The organism is Janthinobacterium sp. Mn2066, assembly GCF_049319705.1.
Taxonomy (GTDB): Bacteria; Pseudomonadota; Gammaproteobacteria; order Burkholderiales; family Burkholderiaceae_D; genus Janthinobacterium.
Genome location: NZ_JBMOUF010000012.1, coordinates 164,826 through 187,675, shown reverse-complemented (window position 1 = coordinate 187,675; position 22,850 = coordinate 164,826). Strand labels below are relative to the sequence as shown.

At 61.3% G+C, this 22,850-nt stretch carries 23 protein-coding genes; 10 read left to right on the top strand and 13 right to left on the bottom strand.

Features of this window, described 5'->3' with window-relative positions; all coding sequences use genetic code 11:
- Window positions 1-14: 14 nt before the first annotated feature.
- Complete coding sequence (locus tag ACL9RI_RS22675) at window positions 15-731, bottom strand: hypothetical protein (protein WP_422728747.1); 717 nt, start codon at window positions 729-731, stop codon at window positions 15-17.
- Window positions 732-753: 22 nt separating this feature from the next.
- Complete coding sequence (locus ACL9RI_RS22670; RefSeq protein WP_422728746.1) at window positions 754-1,650, bottom strand: LysR family transcriptional regulator; 897 nt, start codon at window positions 1,648-1,650, stop codon at window positions 754-756.
- A gap of 111 nt (window positions 1,651-1,761) precedes the next feature.
- On the opposite strand from ACL9RI_RS22670, the gene ACL9RI_RS22665 reads away from it, so the two are divergent.
- Window positions 1,762-2,694: a DMT family transporter gene (locus tag ACL9RI_RS22665; RefSeq protein WP_422728745.1), complete on the top strand. Its 933-nt coding sequence runs from the start codon at window positions 1,762-1,764 to the stop codon at window positions 2,692-2,694.
- Window positions 2,695-2,789: 95 nt separating this feature from the next.
- Here the strand turns inward: ACL9RI_RS22665 and ACL9RI_RS22660 are convergent, their stop codons facing one another.
- Window positions 2,790-3,662 carry a serine hydrolase gene (locus tag ACL9RI_RS22660; RefSeq protein WP_422728744.1) on the bottom strand — a complete coding sequence of 291 codons (873 nt, stop codon included), beginning with the start codon at window positions 3,660-3,662 and terminating at the stop codon, window positions 2,790-2,792.
- A gap of 446 nt (window positions 3,663-4,108) precedes the next feature.
- On the opposite strand from ACL9RI_RS22660, the gene ACL9RI_RS22655 reads away from it, so the two are divergent.
- Window positions 4,109-5,353 (top strand): sensor histidine kinase, encoded by a 1,245-nt coding sequence (locus tag ACL9RI_RS22655; RefSeq protein ID WP_422728743.1) that lies wholly within the window; start codon window positions 4,109-4,111, stop codon window positions 5,351-5,353.
- Window positions 5,350-6,099, top strand: a complete 750-nt coding sequence (locus ACL9RI_RS22650; RefSeq protein ID WP_422728742.1) for a LytR/AlgR family response regulator transcription factor — start codon at window positions 5,350-5,352, stop codon at window positions 6,097-6,099. The genes ACL9RI_RS22655 and ACL9RI_RS22650 overlap by 4 nt, the downstream gene beginning before the upstream one ends.
- A 59-nt stretch (window positions 6,100-6,158) precedes the next feature.
- Here ACL9RI_RS22650 and ACL9RI_RS22645 read toward each other — a convergent pair whose 3' ends face one another.
- Window positions 6,159-6,377 (bottom strand): TOBE domain-containing protein, encoded by a 219-nt coding sequence (locus ACL9RI_RS22645; protein WP_034757699.1) that lies wholly within the window; start codon window positions 6,375-6,377, stop codon window positions 6,159-6,161.
- 107 nt (window positions 6,378-6,484) lie between these two features.
- Window positions 6,485-7,699, bottom strand: a complete 1,215-nt coding sequence (locus ACL9RI_RS22640) for a hypothetical protein (protein ID WP_422728741.1) — start codon at window positions 7,697-7,699, stop codon at window positions 6,485-6,487.
- A 201-nt stretch (window positions 7,700-7,900) separates the two neighbouring features.
- Here ACL9RI_RS22640 and ACL9RI_RS22635 point away from each other — a divergent pair, with 201 nt between their 5' ends.
- Entirely contained in the window at window positions 7,901-9,040 is a 1,140-nt protein-coding gene (locus tag ACL9RI_RS22635) for a LuxR family transcriptional regulator (RefSeq protein WP_422728740.1), read from the top strand.
- Window positions 9,041-9,085: 45 nt separating this feature from the next.
- Here ACL9RI_RS22635 and ACL9RI_RS22630 read toward each other — a convergent pair whose 3' ends face one another.
- Entirely contained in the window at window positions 9,086-10,117 is a 1,032-nt protein-coding gene (locus ACL9RI_RS22630; RefSeq protein WP_422728739.1) for a sulfate ABC transporter substrate-binding protein, read from the bottom strand.
- Window positions 10,118-10,419: 302 nt separating this feature from the next.
- Between ACL9RI_RS22630 and ACL9RI_RS22625 the strand changes: the two genes are divergently transcribed.
- A complete protein-coding gene (locus tag ACL9RI_RS22625; RefSeq protein WP_422728738.1) occupies window positions 10,420-10,950 on the top strand; it encodes a GNAT family N-acetyltransferase in 531 nt (176 codons plus the stop codon).
- A 6-nt stretch (window positions 10,951-10,956) separates the two neighbouring features.
- Here ACL9RI_RS22625 and ACL9RI_RS22620 read toward each other — a convergent pair whose 3' ends face one another.
- On the bottom strand, window positions 10,957-11,784 hold the full coding sequence (locus ACL9RI_RS22620) for a class II glutamine amidotransferase (RefSeq protein WP_422728737.1): 828 nt from the start codon (window positions 11,782-11,784) through the stop codon (window positions 10,957-10,959).
- Window positions 11,785-12,031: 247 nt separating this feature from the next.
- On the opposite strand from ACL9RI_RS22620, the gene ACL9RI_RS22615 reads away from it, so the two are divergent.
- Entirely contained in the window at window positions 12,032-12,868 is an 837-nt protein-coding gene (locus tag ACL9RI_RS22615) for an EAL domain-containing protein (RefSeq protein ID WP_422728736.1), read from the top strand.
- Between the two features lie 110 nt (window positions 12,869-12,978).
- The gene (locus tag ACL9RI_RS22610) at window positions 12,979-13,728 is read left to right on the top strand and encodes a YcbK family protein (protein WP_422728735.1); all 750 of its coding nucleotides are present in this window, start codon (window positions 12,979-12,981) and stop codon (window positions 13,726-13,728) included.
- Window positions 13,729-13,761: 33 nt separating this feature from the next.
- On the opposite strand, the gene ACL9RI_RS22605 is transcribed toward ACL9RI_RS22610, so the two are convergent.
- Window positions 13,762-13,971: a DUF3460 family protein gene (locus ACL9RI_RS22605; RefSeq protein WP_422728734.1), complete on the bottom strand. Its 210-nt coding sequence runs from the start codon at window positions 13,969-13,971 to the stop codon at window positions 13,762-13,764.
- Window positions 13,972-14,045: 74 nt separating this feature from the next.
- Here ACL9RI_RS22605 and ACL9RI_RS22600 point away from each other — a divergent pair, with 74 nt between their 5' ends.
- Complete coding sequence (locus ACL9RI_RS22600) at window positions 14,046-14,939, top strand: LysR family transcriptional regulator (protein WP_422728733.1); 894 nt, start codon at window positions 14,046-14,048, stop codon at window positions 14,937-14,939.
- Here the strand turns inward: ACL9RI_RS22600 and ACL9RI_RS22595 are convergent.
- Window positions 14,903-15,379 carry a PACE efflux transporter gene (locus ACL9RI_RS22595; protein ID WP_422728732.1) on the bottom strand — a complete coding sequence of 159 codons (477 nt, stop codon included), beginning with the start codon at window positions 15,377-15,379 and terminating at the stop codon, window positions 14,903-14,905. The genes ACL9RI_RS22600 and ACL9RI_RS22595 overlap by 37 nt on opposite strands.
- A gap of 178 nt (window positions 15,380-15,557) precedes the next feature.
- Between ACL9RI_RS22595 and ACL9RI_RS22590 the strand changes: the two genes are divergently transcribed.
- On the top strand, window positions 15,558-15,995 hold the full coding sequence (locus tag ACL9RI_RS22590; protein WP_422728731.1) for a hypothetical protein: 438 nt from the start codon (window positions 15,558-15,560) through the stop codon (window positions 15,993-15,995).
- A 132-nt stretch (window positions 15,996-16,127) separates the two neighbouring features.
- Complete coding sequence (locus ACL9RI_RS22585; RefSeq protein ID WP_422728730.1) at window positions 16,128-18,296, top strand: putative bifunctional diguanylate cyclase/phosphodiesterase; 2,169 nt, start codon at window positions 16,128-16,130, stop codon at window positions 18,294-18,296.
- Here the strand turns inward: ACL9RI_RS22585 and ACL9RI_RS22580 are convergent.
- The 4 genes from ACL9RI_RS22580 to flgK form a co-directional block, all read right to left on the bottom strand.
- Window positions 18,284-19,369: a glycosyltransferase family 9 protein gene (locus tag ACL9RI_RS22580; protein ID WP_422728729.1), complete on the bottom strand. Its 1,086-nt coding sequence runs from the start codon at window positions 19,367-19,369 to the stop codon at window positions 18,284-18,286. The genes ACL9RI_RS22585 and ACL9RI_RS22580 overlap by 13 nt on opposite strands.
- Window positions 19,370-19,468: 99 nt before the next feature.
- A complete protein-coding gene (locus ACL9RI_RS22575) occupies window positions 19,469-20,512 on the bottom strand; it encodes a hypothetical protein (protein ID WP_422728728.1) in 1,044 nt (347 codons plus the stop codon).
- Window positions 20,513-20,517: 5 nt separating this feature from the next.
- Complete coding sequence (gene flgL, locus ACL9RI_RS22570; protein WP_422728727.1) at window positions 20,518-21,429, bottom strand: flagellar hook-associated protein FlgL; 912 nt, start codon at window positions 21,427-21,429, stop codon at window positions 20,518-20,520.
- A gap of 10 nt (window positions 21,430-21,439) precedes the next feature.
- Window positions 21,440-22,819, bottom strand: coding sequence for a flagellar hook-associated protein FlgK (flgK, locus tag ACL9RI_RS22565; RefSeq protein ID WP_422728773.1), 1,380 nt, complete (start codon window positions 22,817-22,819; stop codon window positions 21,440-21,442).
- Between the last annotated feature and the right edge of the window lie 31 nt (window positions 22,820-22,850).

Below are 22,850 nucleotides of genomic sequence, written 5' to 3'. Positions count from 1 at the left end.
ATCGCTGGAGAGTTTTATTCTGACGTTGGATTGTCTGTCAGCCGTACAAACTGCTGCAGATATGCTTCCCGGTTGGCGTAGTAACGCATGTTCTTCAAGCTGTCGCCGCTGCCGCAGGCACGACACGGTGCTGTGCGCTGCGTAGTCCAGGTGTCGTCCGCGCTGCTGATATTGCATGCCAGGCAATGCCAGATGGCAGGGAATTTTTCTGGCAATCCCATTGGCAGGCCCGGACGTGCTTGTTGACAGATGGTTGCAAATTGCCGCACTAGCATCCAGGTAAAGTTGTCCTCGCCGTGGCGCTCGATATCGTTGGTGGCGATTTGATATGTTCCCGTCTGCAGATGCTTTTCCGTGTAATGGCGGGCCAGATCTACCCACGGCATCATCAGATAATATTCGTAGTCGTTATCGATCTCGTGCAGCAGGGCTATGCCTTCATCGAGTGCCAATGTGCCGGCGAGCATGCGTTCGCAGGTATCGCGCCAGTAATCGATGGTGGCCTGAAAAACGTCGTCGCTCATGCTTAAGCCCAGCAACTGTACGCAGCGCAGGAAGTAACGCTCGACTTCCTGAGCGTCTGGTTCGCGTTCAAAAGCGAAGCTGGCCATTTCTGCAATCTCTGGCAAGTCGCAGCCCTGTTCCAGCAAATGGTTGGCCCATGCGATGTAGTCGCCAACGTTTGCCCGGCGATTCAGGCGCCAGTACATTATTTCGCTAAAGTTCATCATGATCCTTTGTTTTACAAGCGGGTCAGCGCCCAGGCGCCAGGGTCGGCGCCACCAGCCTGGCCACTTCCAGGAAAGCATTCGTGGCCGGCGTGTTCTGGCGCCGGTCGCGTACGGCCAGGCCTACCTTGCGGCGGACGGGCGGGTCGAGCGGCACGGCGACCAGGTCGGGATACTGCTGCTGCAGGCGCTGGGGCAGGGCCAGTTCGGCCACGATCGAGACGCCATCGCCGCGGTTGACCATGTCGAGGATGGTGATGATCTGGCTGATATGGTAGGGCACTTGCGGCTGCAGCCCGGCGTTGGCGAACAGTGGCTCGATCAGGACTGCGCAACCGGCTTCCGTCATGATGAACGGCCCTTCGCATAGCTGCGCCAGGGTGATGGCGGGCAGTTGCGCCAGCGGATGGCTGCGCGGCACCAGCGCCATCATCTGGTCTTCCACCAGCGGTATGGTGTCGAAACGTTCGTCGGGCAGCACCACGAAACCCACGTCGACGCGGCGTTCGCGTATCCACTGCAGCACTTCATCGTCGCCGCCCTCGTCGATGCGCAGCACGATGCCCGGATAGCTATGCCGGAATTGCGCCAGGATGGCCGGCAGCAGATTCAGGGAAGCGGTGGGGCCGAAGGAACCGATACGCAATGAACCCTGGTGCTGGCCCAGCACATCGGCCGCTTCCTGGCGCATGGCTTCGGACAGGCCCAGGATTTCGCGTGCGCGCAGCAGCAGCTGGCGGCCCACTTCCGTCAGTTCGGCCGAAGCCTGGTGGCGTACGATCAGGTCCACCCCCATTTCCTTTTCCAGCGCTTTCAGGGCATGCGAGACGGCCGACTGGCTGATGCCCAGCCGCGCGGCGGCGGCCGAAAAGCCGTGCAGCTCGGCTACCAGGGTAAAGATTTCCAGTTGCGTGAAGGTCATGGTGCTGATGGTATGAGTAAAAGCTCATTATTTCATGAGTGGACATTAGTATTAATATATATCTCAACACCCCGCCGCGCAAGCGGCAGACGCTGCATCACAGGACAAACCATGCGCTCTTCCTCCGTATCATCCGCAGTACCCTTGGCCGCGCCAGCATCGCTGGTGTATATCAAACTGATTTTCGTTGCCCTGTTCTGGGGCGGCACCTTTATTGCAGGTCGCGTGCTGGCGCAGCAGATGCCGCCGATGACGGCCGCCAGCGGGCGCTTCAGCGTGGCCGTGGTGTTCCTGGTGCTGCTGGCCTGGAAATTCGAAGGCGGCTTGCCGCGCCTGGACCGCAAGCAGGTGCTGACGACGGCGGCGCTGGGCTTGACGGGCTTTTTCCTGTACAACCTGTTTTTCCTGGCCGCCCTGGCGCGCATGCCGGCCGGCCGCACGGCCCTGTTCGTGGCATTGAACCCCATCGTCACGGCGCTGGCTTCGGCAGTGCTGCTGCGCGAGCGCCTGGGCTCGATCAAATGGCTGGGCATCGTGCTGGCGTTCTGCGGCACGGCCATCGTCATCACGCATGGCGACCTGGCCGGCTTGTTGCATGGCAATGGCGGCGGCATCGGCGCGGGCGAAGTGTTCATGTTTTGCGGTATTTCCAGCTGGGCCGCCTATACCCTGATCGGACGCGTCGCCTTGAGGGGCCTGTCGCCGGTGGCCGCCACCACCTACGCCGCCATGTGGGGCCTGGGTTTCCTGCTGGTGGGGGCGGCGTTTGAATTTCCAAGCGTGCCATGGCGCAGCTTCGGCTGGCAGGTGTGGGCCGCCATCGCCTACCTGGGCATATTCGGCACGGTGATCGGCTTTGTCTGGTATTACGAAGGGGTCAAGGCGCTGGGACCATCGCGCACGGCCGTCTTCAACAACCTGGTGCCGGTGTTCGGGATTCTGCTGGCGGCGATCCTGCTGGGCGAACCGGTGCTGATGTCGATGCTGGTGGGAGGGGCGGTGACGATAGCGGGGGTGGTGCTGACGAACCGGAAGACAAGCTAAAGCTGGGGTCAGTCGCTGCACGATCGAAGTGCCTCCCATTGGGAGGCACTTCGCCGGCGGGTCTGACCCCATTTTTGACGCTATTGAAATAAATATTACTGTGCGCGGCGGCGTTTATGTACTTTGGCTTTTTTATGGCGGGTGGCCGAAGCGCGCATCACCTTCGGTTCCGCTTCGCCGTTTTCGATCGCCAGCATGCGGCGCACGTTGACGGCGTCCATCGAACGCACGGAGTTGGCGCGGGCGTTGAGCAGGATCATGGTGGCGAACTTGCCGGCCGACTTCAGGCGCATGATCAGGCAGCGGCCCGCTTCATTCGTAAAACCGGTTTTCGACAGGCCGATATCCCAGCCCTTGGCGCCCACCAGGCGGTTGGTGTTGTGGTATTCGACATCGCGGCCCTTGATCTGGATCACGTCTTTCTGGTCGGTCGTGATACGGCTGATGTCCGGGTAGTGCGAAGCGGCAACGGCCATCTTGACCAGGTCCGACGCCGTCGACTGGTTGTTTGGCGACAAGCCGGTCGGCTCTTCCATCACGGTCTGGTGCATGCCCAGCGCCTTGATCTTGGCGTTCACGGCCACGGAAAAGGCCGTCAAGCCACCCGGATAGTTGCGCGCCAGTGCGGCCGCGGCGCGGTTGTCGGACGACATCAGCGCCAGTTGCAGCACGTCGTGGCGGCTCAGCGTGGCGCCTACGGGCACGCGCGAGGTGCTGTGTTTCAGCGTATCGACGTCTTCACGGTCGATGCTGATTTCTTCCTGCATGTTCGGCTTGGAATCGAGCACTACCATGGCTGTCATCAGCTTGGTCAGTGAGGCGATCGGCACAACCATGTTGGCATTTTTTTCAAGTAAGACTTTACCCGTGCCATCTTCGACCACCAGCACGGACTGGGAACCGAAGGGCACGGCGATGGCCGCTGTGGATAGCGTCATCAGCACCGTGGCGATAATTTTTTTGAGCATGGGATCGTATTTGGAAAAGCAGTTTTGGGGCGCCACCAGGGGCGCTGCGCACAATACCGCGACATACGCCTGCCGCAGCGCAGCATATGTCTTCGGGGCAATAGTTGCCAAGCGTAGACGATACCATTAAAGATTGGCCGATGTCTACGCTACAGGGGCTTCACAGGCTGCTTTACGCGGTGAATCGTGAAATAAATCTGCATTGGGCGCGTAACGATTGCTTGAGTATTGCTTGAGTGAAAATTGTTTTGGATTTATTGATTTCGTTATGGAAACTTCGTAATATTCCAGCAATCTTGCCATGTGATTCAGCTTCCGCCGCACTGCGCATCGTCGTTGATGCCCGTCCGTTCGTGTTTCGTCACCTGCGCCTGTACCATGGATGGGCGTCGCCGTAGACTGCCTGCATGCATAGGGATATCACAAGGAGAATGCGGATGTGGCAAATGTGGCAAAGATGGCTCAACTGGCGCCTGGCCGTGAATGAGGAAACGCTGCAGGTATTGCAGCATCCCGAGATGGCGCCACAGATCAAAGGTTGTGCGCGCCGCTACTTTGCCATGCAGCTGGCAAAATTGTCCCCCATCGAGCGCCAGCAATTGCACGATTTTCTACTCAAGCGCCGTCGCGTCCAGATGTATCTCGCGGCCCTCAAACTGATGTTGCTGTTCAGCGCCATCGGTGCTTTGCTGCATCTGATGTTTCCAAGCAAGATGGGCTGGATCAAGGTTTTATTGCTCAGCAATTTCATGGGTTTTGTGCTGGCGTGGGTGCTGGTCGGTATCTGGTTTAATTACCGCAAGATTGTGCAAAACAAGTTCAAGACGCTGATGCTGTTCGTGTTTCCCTGCCTGATAGGGGCGCTGACCGGCGTCCTGCTTGCCGCTGTCGGGGATCCCCGCCCCTTGAACCTGTCACTGGAGCGCGTAGCCCGCGTGGGCGGCCTGGCCTTGCTGATCGCCGGCCTGTTTTATATGGTGCCGATTGCCATCGTGGCCATGTGGCGCAACCGTGAATATGAAGCGCTGGCCGTCAAGCTGGAGCAGGATGCCGAGCGTGAACGCATGGCCCGCGAACTCAGCGAATCGCAGCTGCGTTTGCTGCGGGCGCAGATCGAACCGCATTTCCTGTTCAATACCCTGGGCGCGGTGCAGCAACTGGCCGAGCAGGGCGCGCCGAAGGCGGCCGCATTGACGGCCGACCTGATCGCCTTTTTGCGCACCAGCCTGGACAAGATGCGCAGCGAGCAAGTGCCGCTGCAAAGCGAATTCGATATGGTGGCCGCGTATCTGCGCGTGATGCAGGCGCGCATGGGGCAGCGCCTGCGCTTTCAGCTGGACTTGCCTGCCGGGCTGGCCGATACCATGATTCCCAGCATGATCGTGCTGACCCTGGCTGAAAACGCCATCAAGCATGGTATCGAGCCGGCACTGCGCGGTGGTGAGATCCATGTTTCGGCCCAGCTGGTTGACAACATGCTGCGCTTGCGCGTGCAGGATACGGGCATGGGTTTGATGGAAACTGGCGTACCGGCCAGCGGCGGCCTTGGCCTGGAGAATATCCGTAGCCGGCTGCAACTGGCGGCGCAGCATGGCGGCGGTCCTGCCGGTGGCCTCGAGGTGCGCAATGGCGAAGAAGGGGGCGTGATCGCCGATATTTTACTGTCCCATCCAACAGAAGAGACTGCATGAAAACCACCGTCATGATCGCCGAAGACGAGCCGCTGATGCGCGAGCGCCTGCTTGCCATGCTGGAGCTGTATTGGCCCGAGGCGCAGCTCGTGCTGGTGGCGGAAAACGGCAATGACGCCTGGGATGGTTTTCTTGAACATGAACCGCAGGTGGTGTTTCTCGACATCCGCATGCCGGGCCTGTCCGGCCTGGAAGTGGCCGAGCGCATCGGCAAGCGGGCGCATGTGGTGTTCGTCACGGCCTATGACCAGTATGCCGTCGATGCGTTTGACGCGGGCGCCGTCGATTATGTGTTGAAGCCGGTGCAGGCCGAGCGCTTGCAGCGGGCCTTGGGGCGCTTGCGCGACAAGCTGGAGGCGGCGCCCGCCGACATGGCCCACTTGCTGCATTCCTTGCGCGCCGCGCTGCCGGCGCCGCCGCGCGAAAAAATGAAGTGGATCAAGGCCAGCGTGGGCAAGCAGATACGTTTGATCGATATCAACGACGTGCTGTTCTTCCAGGCCGACACCAAATACACGCGCGTGGTGCTGGCCGGTTTCGAAGCGCTGGTGCGCACGCCGCTGAAGGATTTGCTGGGCGGCCTGGACCCGGAGCAGTTCTGGCAAATCCACCGTGGCACCATGGTCAATGTGAAAGCGATCGAGGCGGCCGAACGCATCGATGCCGAGCGCATGCAGGTGCTGGTGCGTGGCAGCACGGAAAAGCTGCCCGTCAGCCGGACCTTTACCCATCTGTTCCGTGAATAAAGCTGCAATGCAAACGCCCCGCGCATGGCGGGGCGCTGTCAGCTGCATTGCAGAAATAGTTACTGGATCTTGGCGATCGACACCTCCGTCGATTTCACTAGGGCGATCACTTCGCTGCCCACTTTCAAGTCCAGGTCCTTGATCGAACGCGAGGTGATCACGGAGGTGACGATGCCGTGCGGCGTTTCCACATCCACTTCCGATACGACCGGTCCGAAGATGATTTCCTTGATCTTGCCGCGAAACTGGTTGCGTACATTCACTTCCGAGATAGCCATGGTGCTTCCTTTGTGCTGGTAATGCGCCGTGTGGCGCGATATGGCCAGAGTACGGTCCGCGCCCGGTTTTGACTACGAATCGATGCGCATATAGATATGCATCCCTTTCACTTTGCCTGCCGGCGCCCAGCGATGGATGGCGTATCATCCCGGTCCTGCCTGTCAAGCCGATAAGGCGTATTCAGGGGCACGTGGGAAATGCCGGGCTGCCTGTCTTGCTGCCCGGCCGCTATGCGCATCTCCTCGATCAGCACGGCCTTGCATTGTTCCATCACATCTTTGTAGTGCTGTTTGTATTCCAGGTGTTTTTTCGGATGATTCATGAAGGTGATGCACATATCGGTCAAATGGCCCTTGTTCAAGACCATCCTGACGATCTCCGTACTGGCGTCAGCCAGAGAGGCGGCCGTGCTGTCGCCGACCGGCGCGGTGCGCACGGCCTGGCCCAGGGGGAGCGTGCTGCCCGCCGCAGCCTGGCTGTGGGCCAGCTTGTCGTCCAGCTGCTGTTCCAGCGTGGCCCGCTCGGCCTGTGCCTGTGCCTGGGCCAGGGCAGTACGGGCATCGCGCAATCCGGTATCCGTGCCACGTTTGGCGGTAGTGCCGGAACCCGGGTCTTCCAGTGCGGTCTTAAGGAAGGTGGCATCCGGTTGCTCCGGCGCCTGAAGCAGGGCGTCAAGACTGGCTTGCAGGGTATCTTCTTTTTTCATGGCCAGATCCAGCCGGGCTTGCGTAGTCAGCGAATCCGATGCCGCCCCGATGCGTTCCTTGACGGCTGCCGCGTTGTGATTCGGACTGTTTAATACGACCGGTCTTGCCACCACGGTGCCGGTGAGTTGCTCGATGGCCCGCACACCGAGTGTCAGGTCTTGCGAACGTTCCATGAGCAGCATCACGTCCGCATCATTGATCCAGCTGTTGAGTGCGGCCTGGCAAATATTGAACATGTGCTCACGCATCAGGGTAATGCTTTGTGAATGCAGGCCCACGCTGGCGGCATTGGCGGTCAGGGCGTTTGAAATGGAGGCGCTATCGGGGCCGGCACTGAGCGTACCGCCGAATGCCGATACGTACGATTGCAGGGCGTCCGGCGTCGGTTCGGCGCATGCCTTGCCGTCCGCCATGACATACAGGACGCGTTGCGGCGCATCAAGGTGGACGGCCTTGCCATTGTTTGGCAGGTCGGTGCTGCGGTTGATGGTATGCAAGTTGGCGCAGGCCGAAAGGGCCAGCATGGCGATCGCTCCCAGGCCGGCCTTGCAGCGGCGTGGTCCGTGTGGAAGGGAGGTCGGGGCGGGGCAGTCAACGTTCTCAGTGTGGGACATGATGCAACTCCTTCTGCTTGGCAATGATAAAAACGCCGCCTGGCCAGCGCGGCTTTCCTGGTCAAGAAGCGGCCATGCCGGTGGCTTGACAAGAGCCATGGTGCTGGTTTGATCATCGCCATGCATCCTTCATATGAAGGATGGCAGCTTGCCCTGCGCTGTCGTGCTGGCCGCTGCCAGCAGGTGGCACGGGAGGAAGGTATGGACCACGATGGCGCCGACCCTGTTATCGCTGCCTTTTACCGGGCCGCGCTACAGCCCGAGGAATGGCCGGCGGCCATGCATGCGTTTGCCCGCCTGGCCGGCGGGGATGTCGCTTGCTGCTTCCTGAAGCCGCAGGCGGGCGAGGCGCCGACGCGCGCCTATCTCAGCGGCATGGAGCAGGATGCGTGGGAAGCCGGCTATCGCCGCTATTACCATGCCATCGATCCTGGCTACGCCATCCTGACGCGCGGCGTGGCGGGGCGCATGCATTTGATGCAGGAGTACTTCAGTGACCGCATGGTGGCCCGCAGCGAGTATTTCCAGGATTTTTATCTGCGCCGCGGCGTCCGCTATTCATGCAGCGGCGTGGTCAGCGATGGCAGTGGGCTGACCATCCTCTCGGCCCATCGTACGATGCGCCAGGGGCAGTACGACCAGCCTGCGCAGGCCCAGCTGCAGCGCGTGCTCGACCATTTGCCGAATATCTTTCGCCTGCGTGACACGGCGCAGCAAGCCCAGGTGCGCGGGGCGTTGGCCTGGGCGGCGCTCGATGTCTTGCCGCGCGCGCTATTGCTGGTCGATGCTGGCTTGCGCCTGGTATTCATGAACCAGGCGGCGCACCGTTTGCTGGCCGCGCCGCCATCCGGCCTGGTCAATCTGCGCGGTGGCCAGGTCGGCTTGCGCGCCAGCAGCGTGCAGCAGCAGCTGGCGCAGCGTGTGCGGCTGGCATGTGCGGGACTGGCTGGCGGGCATCCCGTGCCCTTGTATGTCAGCGATGCCGATGGCCGGCCGGCATTGGAAGTGGGTATCTTGCCCCTGCTGCAGGTTGGCGATGGCGAGCAGGCAGGCCTGGCCATGCTGTCGCTGCGTCCGCTATTCCAGGCGTCGGCGCGGCGCTGGCCGCACAAAGCTCCATGGCCATGGGGATTGACGGGCGCGGAATGGTCGCTGGCGCTGGCGCTGGCCGATGGCGTCGAACCGGCCGGGTATGCCTTGCGGCAGGGCGTGCGTATCAGTACGGTGCGCAGCCAGATCCAGTCCATATTGGGCAAGACGGGCACGCGCCGCAGCAAGGAGATTGCCAGCCTGTTCAGCGCGCTGGAGTGGGAGCAGGGCGGCGTTGTGGCGCCGCCATGAAAAAAACCGGGGCAGGCCCCGGTTTGTGTGCTGGCGATGCGACGATTATTTCTGATAAATCTTGTCGAACTCGCCGCCATCGTCAAAGTGTTTCTTTTGTGCCTGTTTCCAGCCGCCGAAGACCTCGTCCACCGTGAACAGGCTGATCGGCTTGAAGCTGGCCGCGTATTTCTTGGCGACTGCTGCCGAGCGTGGGCGCAGGAAGTGCTTGGCAGCAATTTCCTGGCCTGGTTCCGAGTACAGGTATTGCAGGTAGGCCGTGGCTTCCTTGCGGATGCCCTGGCGGTCGACCACCTTGTCGACTACCGCTACCGGCGATTCGGCCAGGATGGAGCTGCTCGGGTAGACCACTTCGAAGTTGTCGCCGAATTCCTTGCGGACCAGCTGCACCTCATTTTCAAACGTCACCAGCACGTCGCCGATTTCACGCTGCGTAAACGTGGTGGTGGCGCCGCGGCCACCGCCGTCGAGCACCGGCACGTTCTTGAACAGACGCGTCACCAGGTCGCGCGCCTGGGCTTCGGTGCCGCCTTTTTTGATGGCATAACCCCAGGCTGCCAGATAGGTGTAGCGGCCGTTGCCGGAAGTCTTGGGGTTCGGCACGATCACCTTGATACCCGGCTTGGCCAGGTCGTCCCAGTCCTTGATCTGTTTCGGGTTGCCTTTGCGCACCAGGTACACCATGGTCGAATAGAAGGGCGCCGCGTTGTTCGGGAATTTCTTGGCCCAATCGGGCGCCACCAGGCCGCGGTCGACCAGCAGGTCGATGTCGTTGGCCTGGTTCATCGTCACGACCGAGGCTTCCAGGCCATCGGCGACGGAGCGCGCCTGTTTGCTGGAACCGCCGTGCGATTGCTTGATGGTGACGGTTTCACCGGTTTTTGTTTTCCATTCGGCTGCAAACGCAGGGTTGATATCCTTGAACAATTCGCGCATGACATCGTAAGAGACGTTCAGCAAGACCACCGGTTCGGCAGCGCTGGCCATCAAAGGCAGGCTGGCTGCGGCGCCCAGGGCCAGGGTGCTGGCGAGAAACCAGCGGCGGGTACGGCTCGAGAGTGCGTTTTGTTTGGACATATTCAACTCTTGTTGTGAAAACAGACAGACATAGTCTAAAATTCTGGCCGGAAAAGAAACGAATTTTTCGTAATATGCTTAGATCAGAATCCAGTTTTCGCTAAAAAACAGATATCGATTTTTGTAAACATTCGTGGGCAAGGCGCTTCCCAGGGCTTAGTCTGCAATCGCACTGTCATAGGTGAAACTGCCTTGCAGCACGGCGCGAAGAAACCCGAAAGCGCCGCTTGGTGTATAGTCGGAATCGCGCGATACAGGGGCAACCCGCCTGCATCGGCAACCGGAATATTTTGTGAGCGTACATGAGTCTTGAAATTCGTATTGCAACGTCAACCGACGCTTTCGAAGCGTGCAATGTATTGCGGCGATCTATCGTCGAATGCTGCAGCCTCGATCATCGGGACGATCCAGCCATTCTTGAAGCCTGGCTGGGCAATAAAACACCGCAGATGGTGGCGTGCTGGTTTGCATCGCCCACCAATTTTTCGCTGGTCGCCATCGATGCGGGCGCCGTCGTCGGCGTGGGCCTGCTGACGCGCGCCGGCAAGCTGGCCCTGTGCTATCTGCTGCCGGAAGCGCAAGGCCGCGGCGCGGGCAAGGCGCTGGTCGAACGGATGGAAGTCCAGGCGCGCGAATGGGGCATCAAGGCCCTGCAATTGCATAGCACGGCCAGCAGTGAAGCTTTTTTCGTCAAGCAAGGTTATGTCGAGGCGGGCAATGTGCGATCGCCGTATGGCGTGGAAACGATTTTCTGCTGGAAACAGCTCGATCCGACCGGCATCGTCACCGGCGATCCCAAGCGCAAGCGCTTTTGCAATTGCAACTCGGCTTGATCTGTCTCAATAACTGATTTGTATATACACGGCGCGTGGCGGCGCCACTGCCCCTGATTCTGCAACATCTTCCTGCAACGCCCCTCCCACGAACAGTTTCAGTTCCCCTGGTCCAAACGCGGTCCAGGGTTCGTCCTGCGTCAGCGGATGGGTGGCGATGACGGCGATGCGGTCATCGAGGTGGTTGTGCTGGCGAAAATCGATGCTGCGCTCGCAGTCGATCAGATGCGCCACGGAAAACGGGTATTCGCGTATCACGTAATGCAGATGCGTGGAGCAGTGGGCAAACAAAACGTTGCCATCGGACAAGATGAAATTGAATGTGCCGTGCACCGCGATCTCCGTGGCGATGGCGGCCAGCGCCGCGCGCAGTTCGCCCAGGGCCGGTTCGCCGGCGGGGAAACGCGTGCGCAGGCTGGCCAGTAAATAACAGAATGCCTGTTCGCTGTCCGTGTCGCCCGCCGCCTGGTAATGCGCGTTGGCGGGAGCGCGCCAGGTTTTCAAGTCGCCGTTGTGGGCGAAGGACCAGGTCTTGCCCCACAGCTCGCGCGCAAACGGATGGGTGTTTTCTGGCGCGATGCGGCCCTGGGTCGCCTTGCGGATATGCGCCACGATATTTTTTGCCTTGATGGAACGGTCGTGCAATTGCGCCGCCAGCGGTGAATCGATGGCGGCCAGGTGGTCGGTCAGCAAGGTGCAGCCACTACTGGAATGAAAGGCGATGCCCCAGCCGTCGCGGTGTTCATCGGTGCGCCCACCGCGTTCCTTGAAGCCGGCAAACGAGAAATCGAGGGTGGCGGGCTTGCTGCTGTTCATTGCGAGTAACTGGCACATGGTGCTTGGCCTTCATGAAGATAGTACGGTACAGGGCAACAGTAATGGCTGGGGCGGGGCGCAGGAAGGAATGTTTGCGCATATCCATATGCGCTGGATTGCCCTGCAAGGCGATGACTTATTCGCGAAACGCATATCAAATGGCGAAAGCATTCGTTCTCCTTTCAATCCCTGCCGCTTATTCTGCCCACTTTGGCAACATCATCCCCACAAGGGAGCGGTGGTGCAGCTATGCAGAGGAGTTAACATGCCATTTCCCGTCCTGAAAAACTATCTGGCCCGTTTGTCGCATGAAACCCAGGCTGGCACCAGCGTCTGGCTCGATGAGGAAGGCAGGGCGCTGGGGCGCTTTTTTAATTGCACCATGACCAGCGGCTTCCAGCCCTTGCGTGACATCGGCAGCGGCAAGCTGGTCGCCTTCGAGGGCCTGGCGCGCAGCGTCTCGAAGGCCGACGAGGGACTTTCCTTATGGCGGCTGCTCGATCACGCGGCCAGCGACGATGAATCGGTGGAGCTGGACCGGCTGTGCCGCATGCTGCACGCCATCAATTTCTTCCGCCAGCCGGAAGCGGAAGAATCCGACCTGTACCTGAATGTGCACGACCGGCTGCTCAGCGCCGTCAGCAGCAACCACGGCCACGCCTTCCAGCGCATCCTTGACGCGCTGGGGTTGCCGATCGAGCGCATCATATTGCAACTGCCGACGGTGACGCCGAACCAGGGCTGGCTATTGAATTACGTGGCCGACAATTACCGCCGCAACGGTTTCCGCCTGGCGATCAACGTCACTAGCGTCAACGAAGCCATCGGCTTGCTCGATCGTTTGCAGCCGCATACCTTCAAACTCGATGCGGGCAACCTCAGCGACGAACAGGCGGTGGCCAATTTTGTCACTCTCTGCGATGAGGCAGCTATCCGCGTGGTGTTCAAGCGCCTGGAAACGCCGGGCGCCTTGCAAGCGCTGCAACGCATAGGCGTGGCCACGGGTTTGCCTATCGTCGGCCAGGGTTATTTGCTTGATAAACCTTTGAGCAGCCTGGCCCATGCGAAGTTGGCAACGGCGCCCATCGCGGCCGCTGCCTGAGGCGGGCACAAGTAGAAAAAAGTGCGAAATGGGGCGGGTACGATAGCGTTGAGGGTTTTTCTTCGCGGCACAATAGGCTATAGTAATCCCATCGTTACATTGGATTGACTATGGCATCGCGCAGAAATTTCCTCCATCACGGCATGGGCCTGGCCGCTTTGGGCCTGGTAGCCACGCCACTTATCGGTTGTGCATCGCGCACGGCCGCTCCCGCCTCGGCCAGTGCCAGCGCCAGGCCCACTCCACCGCGTACCGGCGTACCGCCGCAGCCGCAGCAACTGGCCAGCATCGACCGCTCAGCCAGCGTGCAGACGCGCCAGCCGGCGGCGGAGATGGAACCACCTCCCGACATCTTCGACGCGCAGGCGCTGGACCTGGACTTCTGGCTCAAGCCCCGTACCCTGGAAGTAGTGCGCCCGGCCAGCAATGAGAAAGCCAGGCTGCTGTACTGGAAAGATGGCGAAGTCATCGATTCTGCGTACCAGGAGCTGTGCCACTTGCTGCGCGACGTCAACGGCAAGAAAACCATGGCCATCGATCCCAAGCTGCTGGAAACCCTGTGGGGCACGCAAGCGTTCGTGGCGCGCTACGGCATCGAGCAGCCGCTGGAGATTTTGTCCGGCTACCGCACGGCGGAATCGAACAGCAAATTGCGCGAAGCGGGCGTGCCGGCGGCGCGCCAGTCGCTGCACATCAAGGGGCGCGCGGCCGACATCCGCGTGGCCAACCTGAATTCGGAAGTGCTGGGCTCGCTGGTACGCAGCTTCAAGCAGGGCGGCGTCGGCTTTTATTACCGCTCCGGCCCGCGCGGCGGCTGGATCCATGCGGATACAGGCTTGCAAAGAACCTGGAAGGGTTAAACGCCAGGCAAAACCTGCTGCATACCGGCAGATTCAGCCATAGTGATACGGTGGTTCCGGCACGCTATCCTTGCCGGACCGCTTCAGCTCGTCAAAATTCAAAGGCCGTTCCCACCAGATGCGCCATCCCTGGCGCGCGCTGGCCTGCACCTCGGGGTGGGCTTGCAGGTAGGCGTCGATAAAACGGCCAAATTCCGACACATAGCCGCCATGACCGGGCCGGTAGGGGGCGAGACGGTTCATTGCTACTCCTCTCGTTGTCATTCTATAATCAGACCGTCCGCGTGCAGAAAAGTGCCGCATTTTTTCGGCTTTCCATGAAACTTTCCAGTAATAACATCGAACTGTTCCTGGCCGTCGTCGACGGCGGTTCGTTTTCGAACGCCGCGCGCACCTTGCGCCGGGCGCCGTCGGCCGTCAGCATGGCCATCGCCAATATCGAGGCCGAGCTGGGCATTACCCTGTTTGACCGCGGCGCCCGCGAGGCGCTCCCCACGTCGGCCGCGCTGGCGCTGCTGCCGCATGCGCGCCTGATCGCCGAACAGTTAAAACAGTTGCACGTACACGTCAAGGAACTGTCGCAGGGGCTGGAAAGCCGCATTTCACTGGGTATCGCGGCCGAACTCGATCCCGCGCCCTTTCTGCGCGCGGTGCAGGCGCTGTCGCAGCGCCATCCGCTGCTCGATATCGAAGTCGTCACGGCGCCGCAGGATGATTTGCACGACATGCTGCAGCGGGGCCGCATCAGCGCCTGCATGGTGTTTGGCGGCGGCCGCATCAATCATGCGGAACAATTCCAGCTGGTGGGCAGCGACGCCTTGCTGGCCATCGTCTCGGCCCAGCATCCGTCGAGCGAGGTGGATCGTCCCTTGTTTATTGAAGAGCTGGTGAACTTGCGGCAAATCATCGTCGCCAGCCGTGAGCTGGACATGGCCGATGCGCGGCCCATGGTGGGCTTGTCTTACTGGCGCACCGACAGTTTGCCGGTGGCGCTGGCGATGGTGGAAGCGGGACTGGGCTGGGGCAATTTTGCCGCCTCGGCCATCGCGCATTCGCTGGCGGCTGGCCGGGTGCGCCAGGTGGCGTTCAAGAATACGGGCAATGGCCTGGCGCTGCCGATCCACCTCGTGTGGACCAAGGACCGGCCGCTGGGGCTGGCGGCGCGGTCGTTTCTTCAGTTACTGGCTGAAGCGCGTCCCGAGCTGTCCTGACCGATGCCGGTCTCTGCCGGCTGCTGCGCCGATAGCGGCACGTCGAACAAGCCATCGAAGATGTAGTTGAAGATGAAGCTGTAGCAGGGAATGATCAGCATCAGGGCGAAGTCCAGCACGAAGGCTTGCCACAGGCTGATGTGCAGCCACCACGCGATCAAGGGGATCAGATACATCACCAAGGTGATCTGGAAGCCGATCGCATGCAGGATGCGGCGTTTCACGGTGCGCGTGCGCGATACCTGGCGGATTTCCCAGTATTCGAAGGCCGTGTTGTAGAGCAGGTTCCAGACCACGGCGATACTGGTGATCATCATTGCCAGCGGTCCCGTGCTGGTGGCCGATTCGCCCGAAAGCAGGGTCAGCCAGGCGGTGGAGATGGCCATGCCGATGATTTCAAAGGCGCTGACGTAGACGATTTTGCGTTTGATGCCTTGCATGTATAGCCTGTAAAAATGAAGTGGCCGCCATTATAGGTCAGGTGATTTGATGTAAAAAGTTGATGGTTGTCAGTTTTTCTGATGATGGGTGACACTGGCATACCGGATTTCCCGTGAACGGTGGATAATGGCGGATGGCGGGCGAGGGGTCCGCCGCATCACCGCAGATGGAGCAAGCATGTCAGGCCCAGTAGATAGCAAGATGGACAATACCGATAACGATGTCCGCCCCCGTTTCCGTCCCCGCCCGTGGGAACACCTGGAAACGCCGTATGACGTGGAAGTGTGGATCGAAGAACATAACCGCAGCATGCAGGACAATATCCGCGCCACCGAAACGGGCGTGGGCATCTGCTTTACCCTGGCCGAAGGCGGCGATATCTATCTGCAGACCAGCGCCGATGGCGCCGTCGTGCTCGACGTGACGCCGGACGCGGCCTGGGTGGCGCCCCTGATCAGTGCCGCCACCGGTTGCGAGACGCCGGCATCGTCGCTGTGGATCTTGCCTGACGATAAATTGATCCAGCTCATCGTGGGCCTGTCCAGCCTGGTGGCCAGCACCTTGCTGGTGGTGGGCCACGATTTCGGCCTGCGCCGGCGCGGCATGGGGCGCTAGGCCGCCAGGCCGCTTCCAGGCACGTGGTCAGATCAGCATTATGGTGCGCATATCTCGACACTGTGCGCCTCGCATGCTAGTCTCGTGACCAAGGGCGCCTGGGGGGCCAGGGCGGGACTGCAAAGGATAGCCATGGACGAGATACCGCGCGCAGGGCAGGAGGAAGATGCAGCCCGGGAAGAGGGACTGGCGCCCGCTTCCGTGCCTGCTGCCGAGCCCTTGCTCGACGATGGTGTCTTCAGCCCCGGGCGCATGCGTGTCGAACGCGAACAGGCGTATTTCAACGATTTGTATCTGCTGGCGCCGCTAGCCTATTTTGTGCTGGGTCTCGATGGCATGATCCTGCAGATGAATCTGGTGGCGGCCGAACTGTTCGGCCTGCAGCGCGAACGGCCTGGTCCGGTCCTGTTCCGTACGTTTGTCAGTCCGGCGTTTCACCGCGATTATGCGCAGTTTGTCGAACGGGTGCTCAATAGCAATGAGCCGGAACGCATCCAGCTGCAAGTGCAATTGCGTCCGGGAACAGCGGCGCCGGGATTGCCGGTCAGTTTGCTGGGCAGCACGGATCCGGGCGGGCAGGTACTGCGCCTGGTGCTGGAGCAGGCCGAAGGCAAGATGGCGGCGCTTGAACGCAGCGAAGAGCGTTTCCGGCGCATCGTCCACAGCGCCGAAGAGGGGATCTGGGAAATCGATGCGCAGGCGCTGACCAGTTTTGTCAATCCGAAGATGGCGCAGATGCTCGGTTACCAGATCGAAGACATGCTCGGCAAGCCGCTGGCGACCTTCATGGATGCCGAAGGGCGCATCTTGTTGGAGCGCAACATCGCGCGCCGCCAGGATGGCATTGCCGAACGCCATGAATTCAAGTTCCTGCGCCGCGACGGCCAGCCGCTGTGGGCGACCCTGGCCACCAATCCCATTTTCGATTCCAATGGCGCTTATCTGGGCGCGCTGGCGCTGGTCAGCGATATCACGGCGCAACGCGCTGCTTCCGAGCGCATCTGGCAGCAAGCCAATTTTGATCAGCTGACGGGCTTGCCGAACCGGCACATGTTTCTCGACCGCTTGCAAAACGAGGCGCGCCGCGCCAAGCGGGAAGGCGGTTATCTGGCGCTGCTGTTTATCGATCTCGACCATTTCAAGGAGATCAAGGACATCCTGTGCCACACAAGGGGCGACCGTTTACTGCCCCAGGCGGCCCTCCGCATCGGAGAACGGGTTCGCCCCACCGATATGGTGGCGCGCCTGGGCGGCGATGAATTCACGGTGATCCTGGCCGGCGTGGGCCAGATGGGCGGCATCGAGCGGGTGGTGCAGCAATTGATCACGGCGCTGGCGACCCCCTTCGTGCTCGATGGCGACAGCGTGCAGGTGTCGGCCAGTATCGGCGTGGCCCTGTATCCGGCCGATACGGATGACACCGATACCTTGCTGCGGCATGCGGACCAGGCCATGTATGCGGCCAAGAGCGCGGGCCGCAATAGCTACAGTTATTTCACGCCGGCCTTGCAGCAGGCGGCCGAATTGCGCCGCAACATGGCGCGTGAAATGCGCGCAGGATTGGTGCAGCACGAATTCGAACTGCATTACCAGCCCATGGTCGGCTTGCCCGGCGGGCGCGTGCAGTGCGTCGAAGCCTTGCTGCGCTGGCGCCATCCGCAGCGCGGCTTGCTGCTGCCCGGCGATTTCCTGCCGTTTGCCGATGCGAATGGCTTGCTGCTGGAGATCGGCGACTGGGCTTTCCGCCAGGTGGTGCACCAGGCCAGGCTGTGGCAGGCGCGGTTTGGCGCCGGGTTTCAGATCTGCATCAATAAATCGCCGTCGGAGTTGCGCTGCGATGCCGGCTTGTATGAGGGCTGGGCCGAGCTGCTGGCGCGCGAGGGCTTGCCTGCGGGCAGCATCGTGGTCGAGATCACGGAAGGCATCCTGCTCGACGACACGCGCCAGGTGGTGGAGCGGCTGCGCCAGTTCCGCGCCATGGGCATGTGCCTGGCGCTGGACGATTTCGGTAGTGCCTATGGTTCGCTGGCGTGCCTGAAGAAATTCGATATCGCTTTCCTCAAGCTCGCGCAGTCGCTGGTGGGCGCTCTGGAGCAGGGCGATGCCGAACAAGCCTTGTGCGAGGCCATCATTGCGCTGGCCCACCGGCTGGGCTTGAAAGTGGTGGGCGAGGGCGTGGAAACGGCGGCGCAGCGCGAGGCGCTGGTGGCGGCCGGCTGCGACCTGGCGCAGGGGCATTGGTTTGCCCGCGCCGCGCCGGTGGCCGAATTCGAGGCCTGGCTGGCGGATCAGCCTGCCTGAAGTGCTGGCTGCGGCGCCATCAATTGCGCGACGGCCGCCAGCGTGTCGTCGGCACTGACCGATTCCAAGGTCAGGCCTGGCGCCAGCAGCACCCGGTAATGGCTGCTGGCAGGATAGAACCAGCGGTAATTATCGGTGCGGATATAGTAGCCGACGATCTTCTTGTCGTACACGGAGGCCAGGTGGATCACCGAAGTGTCGGGCGAGACCACCAGTTCGCAGCGCCGTATCAGGGCCGCCAGTTCCAGGATATGGCCGGTCGGCGGCGCCAGCATGACATTGGCGTGGCCCGCACCGCTGACGATTTCCTGTGCGCGCGCCTCGGTGCCGGGTGCGGCGATCACCAGCAGCGCATGCTGCGGATAGCGGCTGGCGATGGCCGCGCAGCAGCGCTGGGCATCGGCTACGCTGACGGTGCGCTGCCAGTTGCTGCCCTGGAAGTTCAGGCAAAACAGGCCGCTATATTGTTGTAGCAGGGTGTCGCAGGCGGCATCGATGCGCGCCGCGTGGGCGTCGACGCCGAACAGTTCATAGCGCTGGTCGACCTCGCCCAGCTTGAACTGGGCAAACGCGGCAAAGTAGCTGTCGAGAATATGGCGGCTGCGGTCGCAGGGCACGGTGTGGTCGAACATGCCCAGCTGCGCGGTCGAACTGCCGTACTTGGGAATCGCAAAGCCCGTCAGGTAGCGCGCGCCCAGCCATTTGATGCGCAACAGCAGCGGAATCGAAAAACGGTTATAGGGATTGAAGATGACGTCGTAGCGGCGCTGGCGCAGGGTGGCGATCGTGGTGCGCAAGTCGCGCAGCAGCGACTGCTTGTCCCAGACGATGATCTGGTTGACATGCGGGCAGGCGGCGATCACGGCGCGGTTGGCGCTGCTGGCGGCGACATCGATCTGCCAGTGCGGATAACGGCGCTTCAATTCGCGCAGCAGGGGCGTGGTGACGATCATGTCGCCGATCTTGTCGTTGCGCAAGATCAGCACCTTGCGCACGCTGGCAAGATCGAGCGGCTGTTTATGGCGTTTGCCCAGCAGGGCGTAACTGATCAGCCTGGCGGCGAGCTTTATCAAGGGAACTCCGAATGTGGATGAAGAAGTGCGCTGGCGCACAAGCAGCATCTTACGGATTTCTCCCGTTCGCTGATAGGGGGAAACTAAAACCAGTCCTGGCTAGCCCAATCCCAGCAGGGCAATCACGCGGTCGCGGCTGATGCCGACCAGCGCCGAGCTGATGGCCAGCAGCGACTCGTAGCCGGGCTTGCTCGCCTTGTCGCTGAAGTTTTGCGCCAGCGTGTCCATGCGTACGGGGCCTTGCACCGGCTGGGCGTCGGCGACGCGGGTATTGGCCTGGGCCAGCGCCAGGTTGACCGAGCTGCGCGCCTGCTGCAAATGCGCCAGCGCCTGCACCACTTGCTGCAAGGTGGTGCGCAAGGCTTCCACATCGCCCGTATTCCATTCTTCGGGAGCGATGGCGGCCGGTTCGGCATCGGTCTTGACCCGGCTCATCTGGCCGGTAGGGAAACGGATGCCGCTGCCGCGCACCGACAGGCTGTCGCGCACGGAAGCCCAGGAACTTTCCGGCGTGCTGAACAGCAGCTCGCCATTGTCGCCGCGCTTGACCCGGATATTCGACGGCATCAGCGCCTGGTCGAAGCGGGCAACGATTTGATCCGGGCTCAGGCCAGGCTCGATATTCACCGAACGCAGCGCCTGGTTGGCGCCGCCCACGGAAAATGCCAGCACTTCCGGCGGGCCATCTTGCAGGCTGGCCAGCGTCAGGCCACGGATCGTGAAACTCTGCTGCGCCGCCTGCGGGCTGCTGTAGCCCAGCTGGGCATCGAGCGTGCCGCCCGACGCATTGCTGCGCTGGCGCCAGGTATTGTTGAACTGGCGCACGCGCGCTTCCACCTGGCCATCGCGGCCCTGGCGCGCCGCCAGCTTGGCCGCCAGCTCGCTTTTCAGCGCCTGCAGCTGGCTGCTGCTGCGGTCCAGGTAATCGAGTGTTTGCTGTGCGTTGGAAATCTCGCCCTGCAACTGGTGATCCCAGTTGCTCAGCCCGCGCTGCAGCGGCGCGGGCGTGCTCTTCGCCGCCGCGCCGCCAGCGCGCGCGCTGGCGCCGGCGTCGCTGGCACCCGAGGCTTCATCGACGACGCGGGCGGTACTGGCGCCCTTGGCGGAAATGCCGGAAGAGGTGGGGAGCTGGGCGATTTGCATGATGGTCAGAGTACGTCAAACAGGGAGAGATTACCCACCTTGGCATAGGCTTTGTAAGTTGCCTGCAAGGCGAGCTGATAGCCGTTCAAATCGATGGTGGTCGCTGCCACATCGGTCTGTTGCAAGTCATTCAGGGCGCTATTGTTCGACAGCGATACATTCGACAGGTTATTGTCGAGCGTGGTCAAAATATTTTGCGCGCCGCCAAACACGGCGATCTTGTTCGACACCCGGTCCATGCCGTCGTCGGTGCCGTTCAGGCCCGCCACGATCGCCGCGTGGGTGGTCGGATCGTTGGCGGTGGCGCCCGGCACGTCGAGTGCGCTGATGACCTGGTCGATCTTGTTCAGCCAGTCCTGCACGCCTTTCACGTCGACATTGGCTGCCTGCGTGATGCCATTGCCTACCACTACCATCTGGCTGTCGGTATTGCCGATATAGCTGTAGCGCGAGCCGGGGGCCGCATTGGCGTCGAACTGGATCGCCGCCTGGTCGGTTGCCGTGCCGGAAAACATGTAGCGGCCTTCCTGGTCTTTCATATTGGCCGTGTACAGCACGCTGTCGCGCATCGCCACCAGCGACTGCGACATCGATTTCAAGTCGTCGGTGGTATTGCTGCCGTCGGCCGCCCAGACCAGCAAGTCGCGCGCCTGGCCCATGTCGGTCACCATGCTCGACAGATAGTTTTCATTCTTCAGCAGGCGCACCTTGACCGTGGCGATATTGTCCTTGTACTGGGTGACCATGGCTTGTTCGCGGTTCAGGCGCGAAATGCGCACGTTGCCGATCGGATCATCCGATGGCAGCTGGATACGCGAACCGGACGCCAGTTGCAAGGTCAGCTGGTTGATGCGATCCTGGTTCTGTTGCAATGAAGTATTGATCAGTTGTTGATACTGGCCAGTGGCGACGCGCATAGTCTTCTCCTTAACCCATCATTTGCAAAGTGGCGTCAAACAGGCTATTGGCCACTGAAATGACTTTCATATTGGCTTGATACATATTCTGGAATTCGACCAGGTTCATCGCCTCTTCATCCTTGTTCACGCCGCTGGTCGATTTCCAGTCATTCACGGCCTGGTCGCGCACGGTGCTGGCGGTCTTTTGCAAGGCCTGGTTTTGCTGGCTGTTGATGCCCAGCTTGCCGACCAGTTGCGTATCCGCATCACCAATCAAGACCGAACCGACCCAGTTCACATCCGCCGATTGATTCTTGATATCGATCAGCTTTTGCAAGTTGCCGCTATCGCCGGCGGCGCCGCCGCTGGTGGCGAGCGCCAGGTCCGATGTCGTGTAGTTGTCAGCGATGCTCATCTTGCCATTCGCATACACCAGCAGCGGCTTGCCGGGCGTGCCGGGCACACCGGGCGTGCCGATGGTCTGGCCCGCTTGCAGCTGCGCATTGACCTTGGTGGTCAGGGTTTGTGCCAGGTCGGCGACCGACTGTATCAGCGGTTTCAGGGTGTTTTGCTCAAAGTCGCCCAGTCCGCCCAACTGGCCGCCAATGGCAACCTTATCGAGCGTAAAGCTGGCGTTGGCGAATTTCAGGCTCAGTACCGGCTCGCCGGTACTGCTCATGTTGCTGCTCATGGTGGCGGGAATCGAGCCGATCACCAGCGGCTGTCCCGTCTTGAGCGAGACGTTGCGCGAGCCATCGGCCTGATCCGTCACCGAGATCGACATTTGCGAAGCCAGGCCATCGATCAACTGGTCGCGCGCATCGATCAGCGCCGAGACGTTGGTGCCGGCGGCGATGGAGCTGCTGATGGTTTGATTCAAGGCGGCAATACCCGCCAGTGCCGTATTGGCTTGCGGCATGATCGCATCGCGCTGCTGGCGTACCGACAGCAACTGGTTGTTCATGACATTGCTGATGCTGTTGAAATGCTGCGCCATGGCATCGGCGGAAGTGATGATCTGCTGGCGCAAAGGCGTCGAGGTGGGATCGACGGCAGCCGCGTTCAGGGCCGTGAAGAAGCCATCGATGCCCTTGCTGATACTCGACGTATCGTCGCCCATCACGCGCTCAAGCTGCGTCAGGTAAGGCTGGGTCTGGGTACGCGCGCCCAGGTCGGACGCGGCGCGCCACATCTGCTGGGTCTTGTAGTCATCGGCAAAGCGCAGCAGTGCCGACACTTGCACGCCATTGCCGGCCGAACGTACGCCCACGCCGGCGCCCAGCGAAGTCAGCAATACACCCTGGCGCGTATAGCCGGGAGTTTGTAAGTTTGCAATATTTTGGCTGGCCGCGCCGAGTGCGGCCTGGGCGGCAATGCTGCCTGACAGCGCGTTGCTGATGATGCTCATGTGGCAATCTTTCGTGTGGTGGGCGGCGCGC